Annotated in this window: 15 protein-coding genes; 9 read left to right on the forward strand and 6 right to left on the reverse strand. The window is 65.0% G+C overall.

The window, feature by feature from the left end; all coding sequences use genetic code 11:
• The first annotated feature begins 23 nt into the window (after positions 1-23).
• Complete coding sequence (locus AC1D09_RS09140) at positions 24-719, forward strand: ABC transporter ATP-binding protein (RefSeq protein WP_477661768.1); 696 nt, start codon at positions 24-26, stop codon at positions 717-719.
• A 31-nt stretch (positions 720-750) separates the two neighbouring features.
• Here the strand turns inward: AC1D09_RS09140 and AC1D09_RS09145 are convergent, their stop codons facing one another.
• Both AC1D09_RS09145 and AC1D09_RS09150 read right to left on the reverse strand, forming a co-directional pair.
• Positions 751-3012 carry a protein kinase domain-containing protein gene (locus AC1D09_RS09145; RefSeq protein WP_477701022.1) on the reverse strand — a complete coding sequence of 754 codons (2262 nt, stop codon included), beginning with the start codon at positions 3010-3012 and terminating at the stop codon, positions 751-753.
• A 35-nt stretch (positions 3013-3047) separates the two neighbouring features.
• Positions 3048-3926, reverse strand: a complete 879-nt coding sequence (locus AC1D09_RS09150) for a c-type heme family protein (protein WP_477661678.1) — start codon at positions 3924-3926, stop codon at positions 3048-3050.
• Between the two features lie 207 nt (positions 3927-4133).
• Here AC1D09_RS09150 and rlmB point away from each other — a divergent pair, with 207 nt between their 5' ends.
• On the forward strand, positions 4134-4883 hold the full coding sequence (gene rlmB / locus AC1D09_RS09155) for a 23S rRNA (guanosine(2251)-2'-O)-methyltransferase RlmB (RefSeq protein WP_477661679.1): 750 nt from the start codon (positions 4134-4136) through the stop codon (positions 4881-4883).
• A 12-nt stretch (positions 4884-4895) separates the two neighbouring features.
• Here rlmB and AC1D09_RS09160 read toward each other — a convergent pair whose 3' ends face one another.
• The 4 genes from AC1D09_RS09160 to AC1D09_RS09175 form a co-directional block, all read right to left on the reverse strand.
• A complete protein-coding gene (locus AC1D09_RS09160; protein WP_477661680.1) occupies positions 4896-5489 on the reverse strand; it encodes a chromate transporter in 594 nt (197 codons plus the stop codon).
• Positions 5486-6061 carry a chromate transporter gene (locus AC1D09_RS09165; RefSeq protein ID WP_477661681.1) on the reverse strand — a complete coding sequence of 192 codons (576 nt, stop codon included), beginning with the start codon at positions 6059-6061 and terminating at the stop codon, positions 5486-5488. Before AC1D09_RS09165 ends, AC1D09_RS09160 begins: the two co-directional genes overlap by 4 nt.
• A gap of 145 nt (positions 6062-6206) precedes the next feature.
• Entirely contained in the window at positions 6207-7184 is a 978-nt protein-coding gene (locus tag AC1D09_RS09170) for a bifunctional helix-turn-helix transcriptional regulator/GNAT family N-acetyltransferase (protein WP_477661682.1), read from the reverse strand.
• A gap of 80 nt (positions 7185-7264) precedes the next feature.
• The gene (locus AC1D09_RS09175) at positions 7265-7624 is read right to left on the reverse strand and encodes a cupin domain-containing protein (RefSeq protein ID WP_477661683.1); all 360 of its coding nucleotides are present in this window, start codon (positions 7622-7624) and stop codon (positions 7265-7267) included.
• A 76-nt stretch (positions 7625-7700) separates the two neighbouring features.
• Between AC1D09_RS09175 and AC1D09_RS09180 the strand changes: the two genes are divergently transcribed.
• The 7 genes from AC1D09_RS09180 (at position 7701) to AC1D09_RS09210 (ending at position 13010) form a co-directional block, all read left to right on the forward strand.
• Complete coding sequence (locus AC1D09_RS09180) at positions 7701-8549, forward strand: AraC family transcriptional regulator (RefSeq protein ID WP_477661684.1); 849 nt, start codon at positions 7701-7703, stop codon at positions 8547-8549.
• 115 nt (positions 8550-8664) lie between these two features.
• A complete protein-coding gene (locus AC1D09_RS09185; protein WP_477661685.1) occupies positions 8665-9129 on the forward strand; it encodes a hypothetical protein in 465 nt (154 codons plus the stop codon).
• Positions 9130-9264: 135 nt separating this feature from the next.
• On the forward strand, positions 9265-9672 hold the full coding sequence (locus AC1D09_RS09190) for a hypothetical protein (RefSeq protein WP_477661686.1): 408 nt from the start codon (positions 9265-9267) through the stop codon (positions 9670-9672).
• The gene (locus tag AC1D09_RS09195) at positions 9662-10069 is read left to right on the forward strand and encodes a hypothetical protein (protein ID WP_477661687.1); all 408 of its coding nucleotides are present in this window, start codon (positions 9662-9664) and stop codon (positions 10067-10069) included. Before AC1D09_RS09190 ends, AC1D09_RS09195 begins: the two co-directional genes overlap by 11 nt.
• A complete protein-coding gene (locus AC1D09_RS09200) occupies positions 10066-10341 on the forward strand; it encodes a hypothetical protein (RefSeq protein ID WP_477661688.1) in 276 nt (91 codons plus the stop codon). Before AC1D09_RS09195 ends, AC1D09_RS09200 begins: the two co-directional genes overlap by 4 nt.
• A 117-nt stretch (positions 10342-10458) precedes the next feature.
• A complete protein-coding gene (locus AC1D09_RS09205) occupies positions 10459-10866 on the forward strand; it encodes a GNAT family N-acetyltransferase (protein ID WP_477661689.1) in 408 nt (135 codons plus the stop codon).
• Positions 10867-11132: 266 nt separating this feature from the next.
• The gene (locus AC1D09_RS09210; protein WP_477661690.1) at positions 11133-13010 is read left to right on the forward strand and encodes a PAS domain-containing hybrid sensor histidine kinase/response regulator; all 1878 of its coding nucleotides are present in this window, start codon (positions 11133-11135) and stop codon (positions 13008-13010) included.
• Positions 13011-13013: the final 3 nt, after the last annotated feature.

A 13013-nucleotide genomic window follows, 5' to 3' on the forward strand; every position in this document is an offset into this window, starting at 1 on the left:
TAAGTGGCGTGAGTGATGCTTCTATGGCCGGCGCGGCCGCAAAGCCTGAGGCATCAATTATTTCCGTGGAGCATGTTTTCAAGTCAGTCACCGACTCCACCGGCACATTGGCCATTTTGCGCGATATTGACTTCGCGCTCGCGGCGCGCGAAACCGCCGCCATTGTCGGTGCTTCGGGCTCGGGCAAAAGCACCTTGTTGTCCATCATCGCGGGGCTGGACACGCCCACCGAGGGCACCGTCAAGCTGGCCGGGCAGGACCTGTTCGCCCTCAGTGAGGACGACCGCGCCGCCCTGCGCGCCCAGAAGGTCGGTTTTGTGTTCCAGAGCTTCCAGCTCATGGGCAACCTGACCGCGCTGGAGAACGTCATGCTGCCGCTGGAGCTGTCGGGCGCCAGGAACGCGCGCGCGCAGGCCACCGAGATGCTCAAGCGCGTCGGCCTGGGTGAGCGCCTGGGCCACTACCCCAAGGTGCTGTCGGGCGGCGAACAGCAGCGCGTGGCGCTGGCGCGGGCCTTTGTGGTGCAGCCGGCGGTATTGCTGGCCGACGAGCCCACCGGCAGCCTGGACTTCGCCACCGGCGAGACCGTCATGTCGCTGATGTTCGAGCTCAACCGCGAACTCGGGACCACCCTGGTGCTGGTGACGCACGACCAGGGCATTGCCGCGCGCTGCGAGCGGCGCATCACCATAGACGCGGGACGGGTTATTTCGGCCTGAACCGCCTGGGCCGGGCAGGCATGCGCCGGGCTTAACGCAGTTTTTGCGCCGCGGCCAGGAATTTCGCCCGGTCGTCGGGCTTGTCGATCTGCAGCGCCAGTGCCTTGGCCAGGCCGCCCAGCGTGGTGTGGCGCGCCGATTCCTTGCGCACCAGGGTCTTGGCCAGCGGGCCTATGTACAGGCTCAGCATGCGTTCGAGCTGGGACTGCAACTCGGCGCTGAAATACTGCACATTGATGGAGGTCGAGGCCGCGGACGGTCCCGAAGGCGATGACAGTCCCGAGGGTCGGCTCATGTCCTGGTGCCGCAGGCCGGACACCGGCATGGACAGCACGCGGCTGGGCACGCTGGTGCCGCCGGTGGCGCTGGTAACACCGGTGCGCGGGCCCGAAGCCCCCAGCGGCGTTGAATGCACGGGCGCGCTGGCATTGCGCGGCCGCGCAAAGGCTTCGCGCGCCGTGGCGTCCGGGATGGAGACGGCCAGCAGGTCGCGCAGGCCCTGGGCGCTCACCGTGCGCGGCACGGACTTCTTGACCAGCACCCGGGCCAGCGGGCCGATCAGCTTGGCCAGCTCGGTTTCGATCTCGTGCACGACTTCGGGCGTCAGCGAGGCCAGCGCGGCGAAGGAGGCCGTGTGCTCGAATTCCAGGTTGCGCGCCGCGGGCGCCGCCGGGACGGCATTCGGGTCCAGCACCGCGTAGATCTCGTGCGAGCGCAGGTGCTTGTCCATGTGCGGGCCGAGGTAGTCGAAATGGCCGGCCGCGCTGTCGGTGATGCGCGAGATCACGTCGTAGTAGGCGCGCGAGACCACCACCTGGTTGGGCCTGGCGAAATCCATGATGCGCTGGGCCACATTGATGCCGTCGCCCACCACGTTGACCCGGTTGTTGATGTCGAACACCATGCGGATGGGGCCCAGGTGCAGGCCCACGCGCAGCGACAGCTTGCGCCCATACTTCTGCGCCAGCAGGTCGCGCAGCAGCAGGGCCGACTGCAGTGCCTCCTCGGGATCGCCCAGGAAGCAGATGGCCGCGCCGTCGCCGGTGTCTATCATGATGCGCGACGACTCTTTCACGCCGCCTATGGCCTTGGTGATCAGTTCGTTGAACAGCGACTTGACCACCACCTGCTGGTCCACCGAATAGGTGGAGTAGGACACCAGGTCCAGGAACATGATGGTGCCCAGCACGTTCTTGCGCAGGTTCTCGGCGCTGTTGAGCGGGATGGACTGCGAATTGGCGGCGTAGGCGAGCAGGGCGCTGTCGGGCGGCGCGGTGACCGTGCTGGTCTCAACGGGCGCCGGCACGGGCGCGGCCGGGGGCGTGGCGGGCGCCAGCACGCTGGCCGCGCGCAGGGTTTGCGTCTTCACGAAGTCCGAGCTCAGCAGCGCCTGGCGCAGCGCCGCGATATCCTGCGGCCGCTGGGTTTCGTTGGGCGTCATCGCCCAGTCGATGGCGCGCAGCAGGGGCGCGCCGAAAACCACCGCGCTGGCGGTGTCGGCGGCCTTGGGCATGCTGTCCTCGCGCACGCGCGAGGCCGACTCCATGGGCTTTTGCCCGGTCGTCATCCAGTACATCACCGCGCCCAGCGAATAGACGTCCGTCCACGGCCCCTGGTGGCCCTTGCTGTGGTATTGCTCGAAGGGCGCGAAACCCGGGCTCACGATGTTGGTCATGTCCTGGTTGCCGGTCAGGCGCCTGGCCGCGCCGAAGTCCAGCAGCACCGGCGTGCCGTCGGCGCGGATGTAGATGTTGTCCGGCTTGATGTCGCGATGCAGGAAGTTCACCTTGTGCACCGCCTCCAGGCCGTCCATCAGCGGGTAGACGATCTTCAGCAGGCCTTGCTGGTCCAGTGCGGGCTGCTTGGCCAGCCAGCGCTTGAGCGGGTCGCCCGACTCGTACTCCATGACGATGTAGGCGGTGCCGTTTTCCTTGAAGTAGCGCAGCACCCGCACGATGTTGGGATGGCGAAACGAGGCCAGCGCGCGGGCTTCGTCCAGGAAGCGCTCCAGGCCCCACTGGAACTGGCCCTTGTTTTCGCCAGAGCGGACGTGGACCGACAGGTCGGCCGAACGCACGGCCAGGTCGCCCGGAAAATACTCCTTGATGGCCACCGGCAACTGCAGGTTGATATCCTGCGCCAGGTAGGTGATGCCGAAACCGCCGCCGCCCAGCATTTTTTCAATGCGGTATTCAAAGACGGTCTGCCCCGGCGCCAGGGCGGCCACATCCCCGCTTCCCGGGGCGTCGGGCCGCACGGGCAGGGTTCGGGTCTTGTCTTCGGGCTCGGTCATGCGTCCGGCATTGTGGTGGGCGGGTGATCGCTCGGTCAGTCGCCGCGGTCAATCATCTGCATGGCTTTTTCCAGGCTGCGGCGCATGCGGTTGAAGGAGCTGCCCAGCACCGCCACCTCGTCCTTGCCGCCGTCGGTGAATTCGGGCACCTCGAAGTCGCCGGTGCTGACCTTGTCGGCCGCCTGCGACATGCGGCGTATGGGCCGCACGATGAGCCAGCTCAGCATCAGGTTGAGCACCACGAAGACCACCACGAATACCGCGGCCAGCGAGGCCATGAAGGTCTTGAAGGTGCGCTCGGCGTTGCGGATGGGAATCTCCATGGGCACCGTCACCACCTGCGCGCCTATGATTTCATTGTGTTTCCAGCCGAAGCCGTTGGCCTCGCCGTAGATCTTGATCATGCTGGCCGGCGCGGCGGCCGGCACACTGTGGCACTGCAGGCAGGCCGCGTTGGTGATCTGTATGGGCTTGGCGATATACAGCAGCCGGCCCGTGGCCGCGGCGCGCTCCGAGATCAGCTCTTTCGAGTCGGCGTTCTGGCGGAACTGCTGGACGATGTCGGCTTCCCAGTCGGTGGCGCGGTCGCGCGGGTTGGTCGGGTTCAGCGTCGCTTCCTTGTAGCCGTAGTCCCGGTACTTCTTCTGGATGTGGCCCAGGGTTTCGGTGGCGGCGTAGGCCGGCACGGTTTGCGGCAGGAAGACCTCCTCGAGCTGCTTGTCCAGGTGCGGCTTGATCTGCTCGACCGTGTAGGCGCGCACCGAGAGGGCGGTGTCCATCATGAGCCGTGCATTGCGCAGGACTTCCTCGCGGGCGTTTTCCTGCAGCAGCTGGCGCGATATGAACCCGGCGGCGCCGAAGCCTGCCAGGAACACCACGATCAACACCAGATTAAATTTAAGCCTCAATCCCATAGTGCCCCCAACTGTGCGCGTGATTGCGGAAACGTCCTGCCCTGCAGGATCAACAAATTGTTACTATTTTAGACTTACCCAGCCCGCATTGTGACCGCCGGTCGGCCCCTGTGCACCGGTAGTAATGCCTAAGAAGCTATTAACGCTCTAAACAGGGCTCCGTGGCGACCGTCAACAGCTTGCAGGGCTGCAGTGATAATCCCTTGCATGTCATCTACCCCCAAAGTCCTTTTTGGCTTCCATGCTGTCGGCGTGCGCATCAAAACCGCGCCCAAGTCCGTTCTGGAGGTGTTTTTCGACGCTTCGCGCCGCGATGCGCGCATGCGCCAGTTCATGGACCGGGCCCGCGAGGCCGGCATACGGTTGATCGAGTCCGACGGCCTGCGCCTGGCCAAGATGTGCGGCAGCCACGGCCACCAGGGGGTGGTGGCCCGGGTCGACGCGCTGGCCCAGGTCAAGTCGCTCGATGAGCTGCTCGAGCAGCTCGAGGAGGCCGGTGTTGCCCAGCCGCTGCTGCTGGTGCTGGACGGCGTGACCGACCCCCACAACCTGGGCGCCTGCCTGCGCGTCGCCGACGGCGCCGGCGCCCATGCCGTGATCGCCCCCAAGGACCATGCGGCCGGCATCAACGCCACCGTCGCCAAGGTGGCCAGCGGCGCGGCCGAGACCATGCCTTATTTCATGGTCACCAACCTGGCCCGCACCCTGGGCGAGCTCAAGGAACGCAACATCTGGTGCATAGGCACCAGCGACGACGCCGAAAAAACCATTTACGACGTGGACCTGAAAGGCCCGGTCGCCCTGGTGCTGGGCGCCGAAGGCGAGGGCATGCGCCAGCTCACGCGCAAGACCTGCGACGAGCTGGTCAGCATCCCCATGCGCGGCGCGGTCGAAAGCCTCAATGTGTCCGTGGCCAGCGGCGTCTGCCTCTACGAAGCCTTGCGCCAGCGGCGCTGAAGCTCGCCCGCCTCAGACCAGCCCGTACCAGCCCAGCAGCGCGCCCGCGCCCAGCAGCCACAGCAAATGGATGCGGGTGCGCCAGACGATGATGGCCGAGGCCGCCGTCAACAGCCATACCGGCCAGTCCTTCAGCGAACTGCCGTTGGCGCCGGCCAGAATCCAGCTGGTGGCGATCAGCAAGGCCACCACGATGGGGCCCATGCCCTGCTTGAAGGCACGCACCGCCCGCAGCTCGCGGTTGCGATGGCCCCACTGCGCGGCCGTGTAGGTCAGCGTGGTGCTTGGAATCAGGATGCCCAGCAGCGCCAGGAACACGCCCAGCAACCCGCTGAGCATGCCGCCGGCGTTCAGGCCCACATTCCAGCCCATCAAGGCGATGAACAGCACATTGGGCCCCGGCGCCGACTGCGCGATGGCGATGGAGGCGTTGAACTGCGCGTCGGTCAGCCAGTGCTGCTTGTCGACCAGGAAACGGTGCATGTCGGGCGCGGTGCTGATGGCGCCGCCCACCGAGAGCAGCGACAGCGAGAGGTAATGCAGGAACAGGTCAAACCATTCGCGCGCGCCAAAGGCCAGGTGCAGTGTTTGCAGCGGTTCGTTCATGGCGCGAGCTTTCGGTAGGCCAGCACGCAGGCCGCCAGGCCCAGGCTCAGCAGCACATAAGCCAGCGGGATGCGCAGCAGCGCGATGGACACAAAACACAGCAGGCCCAGGCCTATGCACAGCCGCAGGCCCAGCACGTTTTTCTTGAGCGCGCCGAAAAGCTTGAGGCCGGTCGCGCCTATCAGCCCGGCCGCCACCGCGGCCATGCCGCGCAGCGCGCCCGCCACGCCGGGGTGCCCGGCGAACTGGGCATACAGCACCGCCAGCAGCAGCACCAGCACCAGCGGCACCGTCAGCATGCCGGCCAGCGCCGCCAGTGCGCCCTTGAGGCCGAAATAGCGCCCGCCCACCATCAAGGACAGGTTCACCACATTGGGGCCCGGCATGATTTGCGCCACGGCCCAGTCCTCGATGAACTCTTCACGCGTCATCCAGCGTTTTTTCTCGACCAGCTCGCGCTGCACGACAGCGAGGACGCCGCCGAAACCCTGCAGGGCCAGCAGCGTGAATGAAACAAAGAGGTCGGTGAGGGATTTGGGTTGCGGATGCTCTTGCGCGGGCAGGGGGCTCATGCGCCGATTATCGCCGCGCATAACGCAATCCCCGGTGAGCGCGCAAGAAGCCGACGCGCTTCATCTGCTATTCAAACAATAGCCCGCTCTTCGTGGTTCACGAGGCCCCGGGCTGAAAACCTCCGGAACTTTTAAGGCTGTAGCCTTAAAGCTTTAGCGCCCAGGTCTCGCCCACCAGCTCGTGGCCAAAGCCCTGGTAGGGCTCGCTCTTGACCAGCTTGAAGCCGCGCTTGGCATAAATCGCACGCGCCGCCGCGAGGCAGCTGTTGGTCCAGAGCACCATTTTTTTGTAGCCCTTGCCGCGCGCGAAGGCGATGCATTCGTCCGACAACCGCCCGCCCAGGCCCAGGCCGCGCGCGCCCGGCGTGAGGATCAGCATGCGCAGTTGCGCCACCGTGGCCGACTTGCGCACCACAAACACCGCGCCTACGCGCTCGCCGTCGAGTTCGGCGATCCAGCACTTCTCCCAGTCGGGCTGGTGATTCTTGAGGTACTTGCCCGCGATGTCGGCCACCAGCGCTTCGAACTCGCTGTTCCAGCCGTATTCGCGCGCATAGATTTCGCCATGCTGCTGCACCACCCAGCCCATGTCGCCGGGCCGCGGGTCGCGCAGCACCACGGTGCGCGTCGCCGCGGCCTCACCCGGGCCGGCCAGCAGGCGCTGCACCGTGCCCATTGCACTCACCACCTTGTGCTGGTCCTCAGGCGCCAGCGGGGCCAGCAGGGCGGCCGCCTCGTCGCGCGACTGCTGCTGCAGCGGCGCGAACACCTTGTGCCCGGCCTGCGTCAGCTTGAGCAGGCTTTGCCGCGCGTCGGCCGGCGAGGGCACGCGCGCCAGCCAGCCCTGGCTTTCAAAGCGCCGCAGGATGCGGCTCAAATAGCCCGCATCCAGCGACAAATCCCGCCCCAGCTCGGTCGCGGTAGGCTGGTCGCGGTGGGCCAGCTCGTAGAGTACCCGCACCTCGGTCAGCGAGAACTCGCTGCCCAGGTAAGGGTCCAGCACGCCTATGCGCTGGGTATAGAAGCGGTTAAAGCCGCGTATCGCCTTGATGTACGCCGTGGCGGCGACCGGTGCGGCCGCGGTGACGGACGTGGGGAGGGTGGGGGAGCCTGGTATAGCCATGCCAGCTATCGTCAAGCAATTGGTTGACAAAGTCAAGTAATTGGATTCCCCCAAATGCCCTCGATCCCGAAAACCCGGCTTCAGATCACCCTGCGCGGGGCCGCCGTGGCCGCGTCGCCGCTGTTGGGCGCGCCCGTCGGTTCTATCAGCAGCAGCTGCGCCTCCTGTGCCGCGCGCGGCCGGTGCCGCACGCCGCGCGGCACCACGTAAAGCTGGCCGGGCTTGAGGATCACGGTAGGGCTGCCTTCGATGTCGATGTGCAGTTCCCCCTTGAGCACCAGAAAGAAATCGTCGCTGTCGGGGTGCGAATGCCAGCTGTACTCGCCCTGCACCTTGACCACCATCACGTCGTGGCCGTTGAATTCGCTCACGGTGCGCGGCTGCCAGTGGCCCTCAAAGCTCGCGAGCTTGGCCTGCAGGTCTATGGCGTCTGTTTTCACGGAAAACTCCTCTTGCGTTGTGTCGGAAGAAAGGAGTCTGCTTGTCCGCGCCTGCCGCGTCTTGTACGATTGTTTCATGCACCATGCCCAGCCACCCACTGCCCAGGACTGGGCGCGCTTTCGTCCCGGCGCGCTGGCCGGCGTGACGCAGATGAAGGCCCACTTCACTGAACATACGTTTGAGCGCCACAGCCACGAAACCTATTCCATAGGCGTCACCGCCTCCGGCGTGCAGACCTTCCACTGCGGCGGCACGCTGCACGCCAGCCTGCGCGGCGACGTCATCCTCTTCAACCCCGACGAGCCGCACGACGGCCAGCGCGGCACCCAGGAGGGCTTTGGCTACAGCATGCTGTATGTGGCGCCGCAGGTGGTCGATGAATGCCGCGACAAGGAGGCCGGCCTCGACATGGCCGCCTACTTCCGCCAGCCCGTGGTGCGCGACGCGGCCATGGGCCGCGCGCTGGCGCGAGCCATAGGCGCGGCCGGCCAGGCCCAGGAGTCGTTGCGCGCCGAAGAACTTACGCGCGACGTGCTGGTGCGGCTGCTGCAGCGTTACGGCGAGCGGCGCAGCGCGGGCGAGGGCGGCAAGGCCGCCGGCGCGGCCCGCATGGCCCGCATACGCGACTACCTGCGCAGCCACTACGACCAGGACATCACGGTGGACGCCCTGGCGCGCGAGGCCGGCCTGTCGCGTGTGCACCTGACCCGTGCCTTCGCCCGCCAGTTCGGCGTGCCGCCGCACATTTACCTCAATGCCGTGCGCCTGGAACGCGCCCAGTCGGCCATGCTGGCCGGCCGGGGCCTGGCCGAAGTGGCCGCCGCCTGCGGCTTTGCCGACCAGAGCCATTTCAGCCGGCGTTTCAAGGGCAGTGTGGGCTTGGCGCCTGGGGCCTGGTTGCGGCAGATGAAGCATGGGCGCTAGCCAAACCATGCCACCCTAGTCCATTGTGAGGAGGCCGCTCACGGCCCGCGCCCCTAGAATCGCATGCAGGAGTGGCCCTTCCATTCTCAAGAAGCGATCCAGGAGGAGTTTGCCGATGCGTTCAGTTCCCCTCATTGCGGCAGCGGCCGTGTTGCTCGCGGCCTGCGCGAGCCAGCCCTCTGCGGAGTTCATGGATAAGGCCGCCGGCGAGCGAATCTATGGTGTGGTGGTCTCACTGTCGGACGTCCCGGACAGCGACATCTTGGCCGGCAGTGCATGTGTGCGGCGTGACATTGTGTGTGCCATGTCCCTGCGGGCCAGGGAGAACCAGTACGCGGCGCTCGCTGTCTCCGGCCGCAATGTGGTGGGCAAGGTCCTGGTCCCGACCGGCATGGGGTTTAGTCCCGGGGACATCTTGCAAGCTGAGGTCTCGCGCGACCCGGCTCGCCCGTCCAGGTATACCGCCATGGGTGTGAGGTCACCTCAGCGCAGCCCCAACTGCGATTGGGTGGATGGCAGTGTTTCCGCGGGCAAGGGTGGTGTCGTCTGTTTTGGCTGGTCTTATAAAAGCCTGCTTTGACCCGCGCACGCAGATGGTGACGGAAGATCAATTCACACAGGTGCGCCCGGCGTCAAAGTGTCCATTGCGGTCATTGCCAAGGCGTGACGGCGTCGCTTCCTGAATCGGCCAAGCCATCAAGCGTAGTGCCCAAATATGTACGACACCCATTTCCTGCCAAGCGCCATCTTCCTGCTTTCAGCGCTTGGCATTGCGGCCTATCTTCTGTACGCGCGGCGCCATCCGGCTGCTTCCCGCGTCGAGTTGGCGATGCGGCAGTTTCTGGACAGCGTTGTCCACGCCGGGGACGCGCGTTTCGCATTTGAAGGCCGTCACGCCGTCATCGTGCGCAAGGATGAAGATACAAGCAACGGCGAGCACACAAGCTATATCCTGACCATTTATGCCAGAAACCCCTATGGCGAATACTTCTCTTTCAGGTCGGATGGCCACAAGCCCTCCGTCCGCCATCTGGAGCATCGCCTGGCGCGCATCATCCTGAAGCATGAATACCTGGCCCCCGAGGCGGCGGGCCGTTCCAAGGAGACAGCGGATGAGAATTGATTTCTCCAGAAGTGCGGACCAGGTTGTCAAAGACCTGACCCGCAATGAGACCCTCTTTATCCTTGCCGGCATGGCGATTGCCTTTGCTGCCGAGGTGCTCCACGCGTATTGCATGCCCAACGTTTCGATCTGGACCGTGCGTGGCCTGTTCTTTCCGGTTATCAGCGTGGCCTCGCTTCTGGCCATGGTGTCTTCCATCGGCATGCAGAACTCACTGAAAGAGCGCGGAGCCCCTCATGCCGTGGAAAGCCGCAGGCAATGCGTTCAGTTTTTGATTAACGCCAACGATATCGAAGGAATGCGGCTTTTGAAAGGCGTTGGAATTGCGGCCAATATTTATTGCGCTGCCTTTGGCATCATTGCAGGGATCTGCATCGCATCTTTTGTGAATCCATGATTGACGCCTTCGCCGTCCTCTGCTGCTTTATCGGCGGCCTGTTCCTCTTTGGCGCCTGGAAGCTGCTGATTTCCAGGCATGAGCCGGACATCCAGACCCAGCCCGTGAGCTGGACGGACATCCTTCTGGAGTTGCTCACGGACGGCGGCTGGATAGAGTTCACCGCGGTGGATCGCTTTACCGCGGTCCTTGTGCTGTTTCTGATTGGTATGTTTTTCCTCTGGAGCGGGCTGTATATCGGGCTGGCATGGGGCGATGTCGTTGTGGTGTGATGCCGAAACGCACCAGGTGCGAAGCCGCCTGTTCTGGTGTCTTTGGCCGAAAGCTGTCCATTGCGGCGATGGCCGAGGCCGGATAAAACGATGACGACAAACTCTATCCCTTTGCCCATGACAAACATCACCGTTGAATACCGCCACAACTACCCGCTGGACCCGCTTGACGTCGTGCGCGTCTTCGACCAGTCCGGCCTCAAGCGCCCGACGGGCGACCTGCCCCGGATCGCGCGCATGTTCTCCGTGCCCAGCCTGGTGCTGTCGGCCTGGGTGGGCGATGAGCTGGTGGGCCTGGGCCGCTCGCTGACCGACTACGCTTATTGCTGCTACCTCTCGGACCTCGCCGTCGACAAAAAGTACCAGGGTGCCGGCATAGGCAAGGAGCTCATCCGGCGCACGCGGGCCGTGATTGGCGACCAGGTGTCGCTGATACTGCTCTCCGCGCCCGACGCCATGTCTTACTACCCGGCGCTGGGCTTTGAGCCAGCCAGCAGTGCGTTTCTGATCCGGCGAAAGTACTAAGGCCAGGCACTGCAGCCGGCCCGCAAGCGCTTGCGGGCTTTGGAACGCGGCGTTCTCCTACAGAATGTTACTTTTGGCTTGGCTATATTGAAGTGGCGACCCCATCCGGGGGCCGCACTCACTCCTCTGGATTTACCAGTTCAAGGCCCGGGCCACCCGGGTTTCTTTTTGTCCGGGCCCTTTGTGATGCCGTATTTGTACGCAGCCAGCTCAAGCTTCATGCCGCACACCTGCGAGCCGATGGCCGGGGCGGGAGACCGAGCGCCGTGAGCCAGCATACCGTCCTGCCCGTGGATTCCGTCAGCATCGAACGCTTTCGCCTGCTGGTCGATTCCGTGGTGGACTACGGGATCTTCATGCTGGATCCGGACGGGCACGTGGTGTCATGGAATGCCGGTGCAACCCGCATCAAGGGCTATACCGCCGAAGAGGTGCTGGGGCGGCATTTCTCCATGTTTTATACGGACGAGGCGCGGGCCACCGGCTGGCCCCAGCAGGAACTGGCCTTCGCCAAAAAGAGGGGCCGCTTCGAGGACGAGGGCTGGAGGGTGCGCAAGGACGGCTCGCGCTTCTGGGCCAATGTGGTCATCACCGCGCTGACCGACCCGGACGGGACCCATGCGGGATTCGCCAAGGTGACCCGCGACCTCAGCGAAAGGCGCAGGCAGGAGCAGGCCCTGCGCGAAAGCGAAGAGCGGCTGCGCTTGATGGTGGAGGGCGTGCAGGACTATGCGATCTTCATGCTGGACCCCGAGGGCATCATCCAGAGCTGGAACACCGGCGCGCAGATCCTCAAGGGCTATACCGCCGCCGAAGCCATAGGCCGGCACTTCCGCATGTTTTACCGGCCCGAGGAGCTGGCGCTGGGCATGCCCGAGAACGAGCTGCGGACGGCGCTGGAAAAAGGCCGCGCCGAAGAGGAGGGCTGGCGCGTGCGCAAGGACGGCACCCGGTTCTGGGCCAATGTGGTCATCACGGCCATCCGCGATGCCGAAGGGCAGTTGCGCGGCTTCGCCAAGATCACCCGCGACATGTCCGAGCGCCGGCGGCTCGAGGAGCTGGAGCGCTCCAGCCGGCGCATGAATGAATTCCTGGCCATGCTCGCGCATGAGCTGCGCAACCCGCTGGCACCCATACGGAACGCCGTCACCGTGCTGCAGCTTGAGCCCGCGCCCAGCCCGGTCGTCAAAAACAGCCGCGAGATGATAGACCGCCAGCTCACCCATATGACACGGCTTGTCGACGACCTGCTGGACGTCGGGCGCCTGAGCACGGGCAAGATACATCTCAAGAAAGAAAACGTGCTCTACAACCAGGTCCTGAGCCGGGCCGCGGAGGCCATGCGTCCCATGATGGACGCCAGGCACCACACTTTCTCCCTGGAGCTGCCGCAGGACGACGTCTATGTGGACGCCGACAGCATACGGCTGACCCAGGTGATCCAGAACCTATTGACCAACGCGGCCAAGTACACGCCGTCGGGCGGGCGTATCACGCTGCGCTGCTGGACGGAAGGCGCCCAGGTGTGGACCGAGGTGCTAGACACCGGGCTGGGCCTCACGAAGACCGCGATCCAGGAGATTTTTGAGTTGTTTTCCCAGGGCGACATGCAGTCGGCCGCCAAGGAAAGCGGCCTGGGCATAGGCTTGACGCTGGCCAAGTCGCTGGTGGAAATGCATGGCGGCGTGCTCAGCGCCGAGAGCGAGGGCCCCGACAGGGGAAGCCGCTTCAAGTTCTCAATTCCCGGGGCCAGCGCAGGCAGGCCGGTGACGGCCGATGAGCCCGCCAAAAAATTCCTGGTTGTTGACGACAACCGGGATGCGGCCGACAGCCTCGCGGAAGTGCTCCGGCTCCTGGGGCATTCGGCCAAGGTTGCTTACAACGGGCCCGACGCGCTGGAGATCGCAAAAACCTACAGGGCGGACGCCGCGCTGGTCGATATCGGCATGCCGGGCATGAATGGCTTTGAAGTCGCCAGCGAGCTGCGCGGTTTGCCTTACGGCCCGGGCATACTCATTGCGGCCATCACGGGTTACGGCCACGAGGACGACAAGAGCCGGACCCTGGCCGGCGGCTTTGACTGCCACCTGGTCAAGCCTGTCGATTTCCCGGCCCTGGAAGACCTGATCCAGCGCCTGGACTGAGTC

The organism is Polaromonas sp. P1_A2, from assembly GCF_056406895.1.

What these genes read in the sequence shown, in the direction of transcription:
- AC1D09_RS09190 (WP_477661686.1), top strand. Translation starts at nt 9,265, where the DNA reads ATGTACGACACCCATTTCCTGCCAAGCGCCATCTTCCTGCTTTCAGCG.
- AC1D09_RS09185 (WP_477661685.1), top strand. Translation starts at nt 8,665, where the DNA reads ATGCGTTCAGTTCCCCTCATTGCGGCAGCGGCCGTGTTGCTCGCGGCC.
- AC1D09_RS09180 (WP_477661684.1), top strand. Translation starts at nt 7,701, where the DNA reads ATGCACCATGCCCAGCCACCCACTGCCCAGGACTGGGCGCGCTTTCGT.
- AC1D09_RS09200 (WP_477661688.1), top strand. Translation starts at nt 10,066, where the DNA reads ATGATTGACGCCTTCGCCGTCCTCTGCTGCTTTATCGGCGGCCTGTTC.
- AC1D09_RS09165 (WP_477661681.1), bottom strand. Translation starts at nt 6,061, where the DNA reads ATGAGCCCCCTGCCCGCGCAAGAGCATCCGCAACCCAAATCCCTCACC.
- rlmB (WP_477661679.1), top strand. Translation starts at nt 4,134, where the DNA reads ATGTCATCTACCCCCAAAGTCCTTTTTGGCTTCCATGCTGTCGGCGTG.
- AC1D09_RS09160 (WP_477661680.1), bottom strand. Translation starts at nt 5,489, where the DNA reads ATGAACGAACCGCTGCAAACACTGCACCTGGCCTTTGGCGCGCGCGAA.
- AC1D09_RS09170 (WP_477661682.1), bottom strand. Translation starts at nt 7,184, where the DNA reads ATGGCTATACCAGGCTCCCCCACCCTCCCCACGTCCGTCACCGCGGCC.
- AC1D09_RS09150 (WP_477661678.1), bottom strand. Translation starts at nt 3,926, where the DNA reads ATGGGATTGAGGCTTAAATTTAATCTGGTGTTGATCGTGGTGTTCCTG.
- AC1D09_RS09195 (WP_477661687.1), top strand. Translation starts at nt 9,662, where the DNA reads ATGAGAATTGATTTCTCCAGAAGTGCGGACCAGGTTGTCAAAGACCTG.
- AC1D09_RS09205 (WP_477661689.1), top strand. Translation starts at nt 10,459, where the DNA reads ATGACAAACATCACCGTTGAATACCGCCACAACTACCCGCTGGACCCG.
- AC1D09_RS09140 (WP_477661768.1), top strand. Translation starts at nt 24, where the DNA reads ATGGCCGGCGCGGCCGCAAAGCCTGAGGCATCAATTATTTCCGTGGAG.
- AC1D09_RS09145 (WP_477701022.1), bottom strand. Translation starts at nt 3,012, where the DNA reads ATGACCGAGCCCGAAGACAAGACCCGAACCCTGCCCGTGCGGCCCGAC.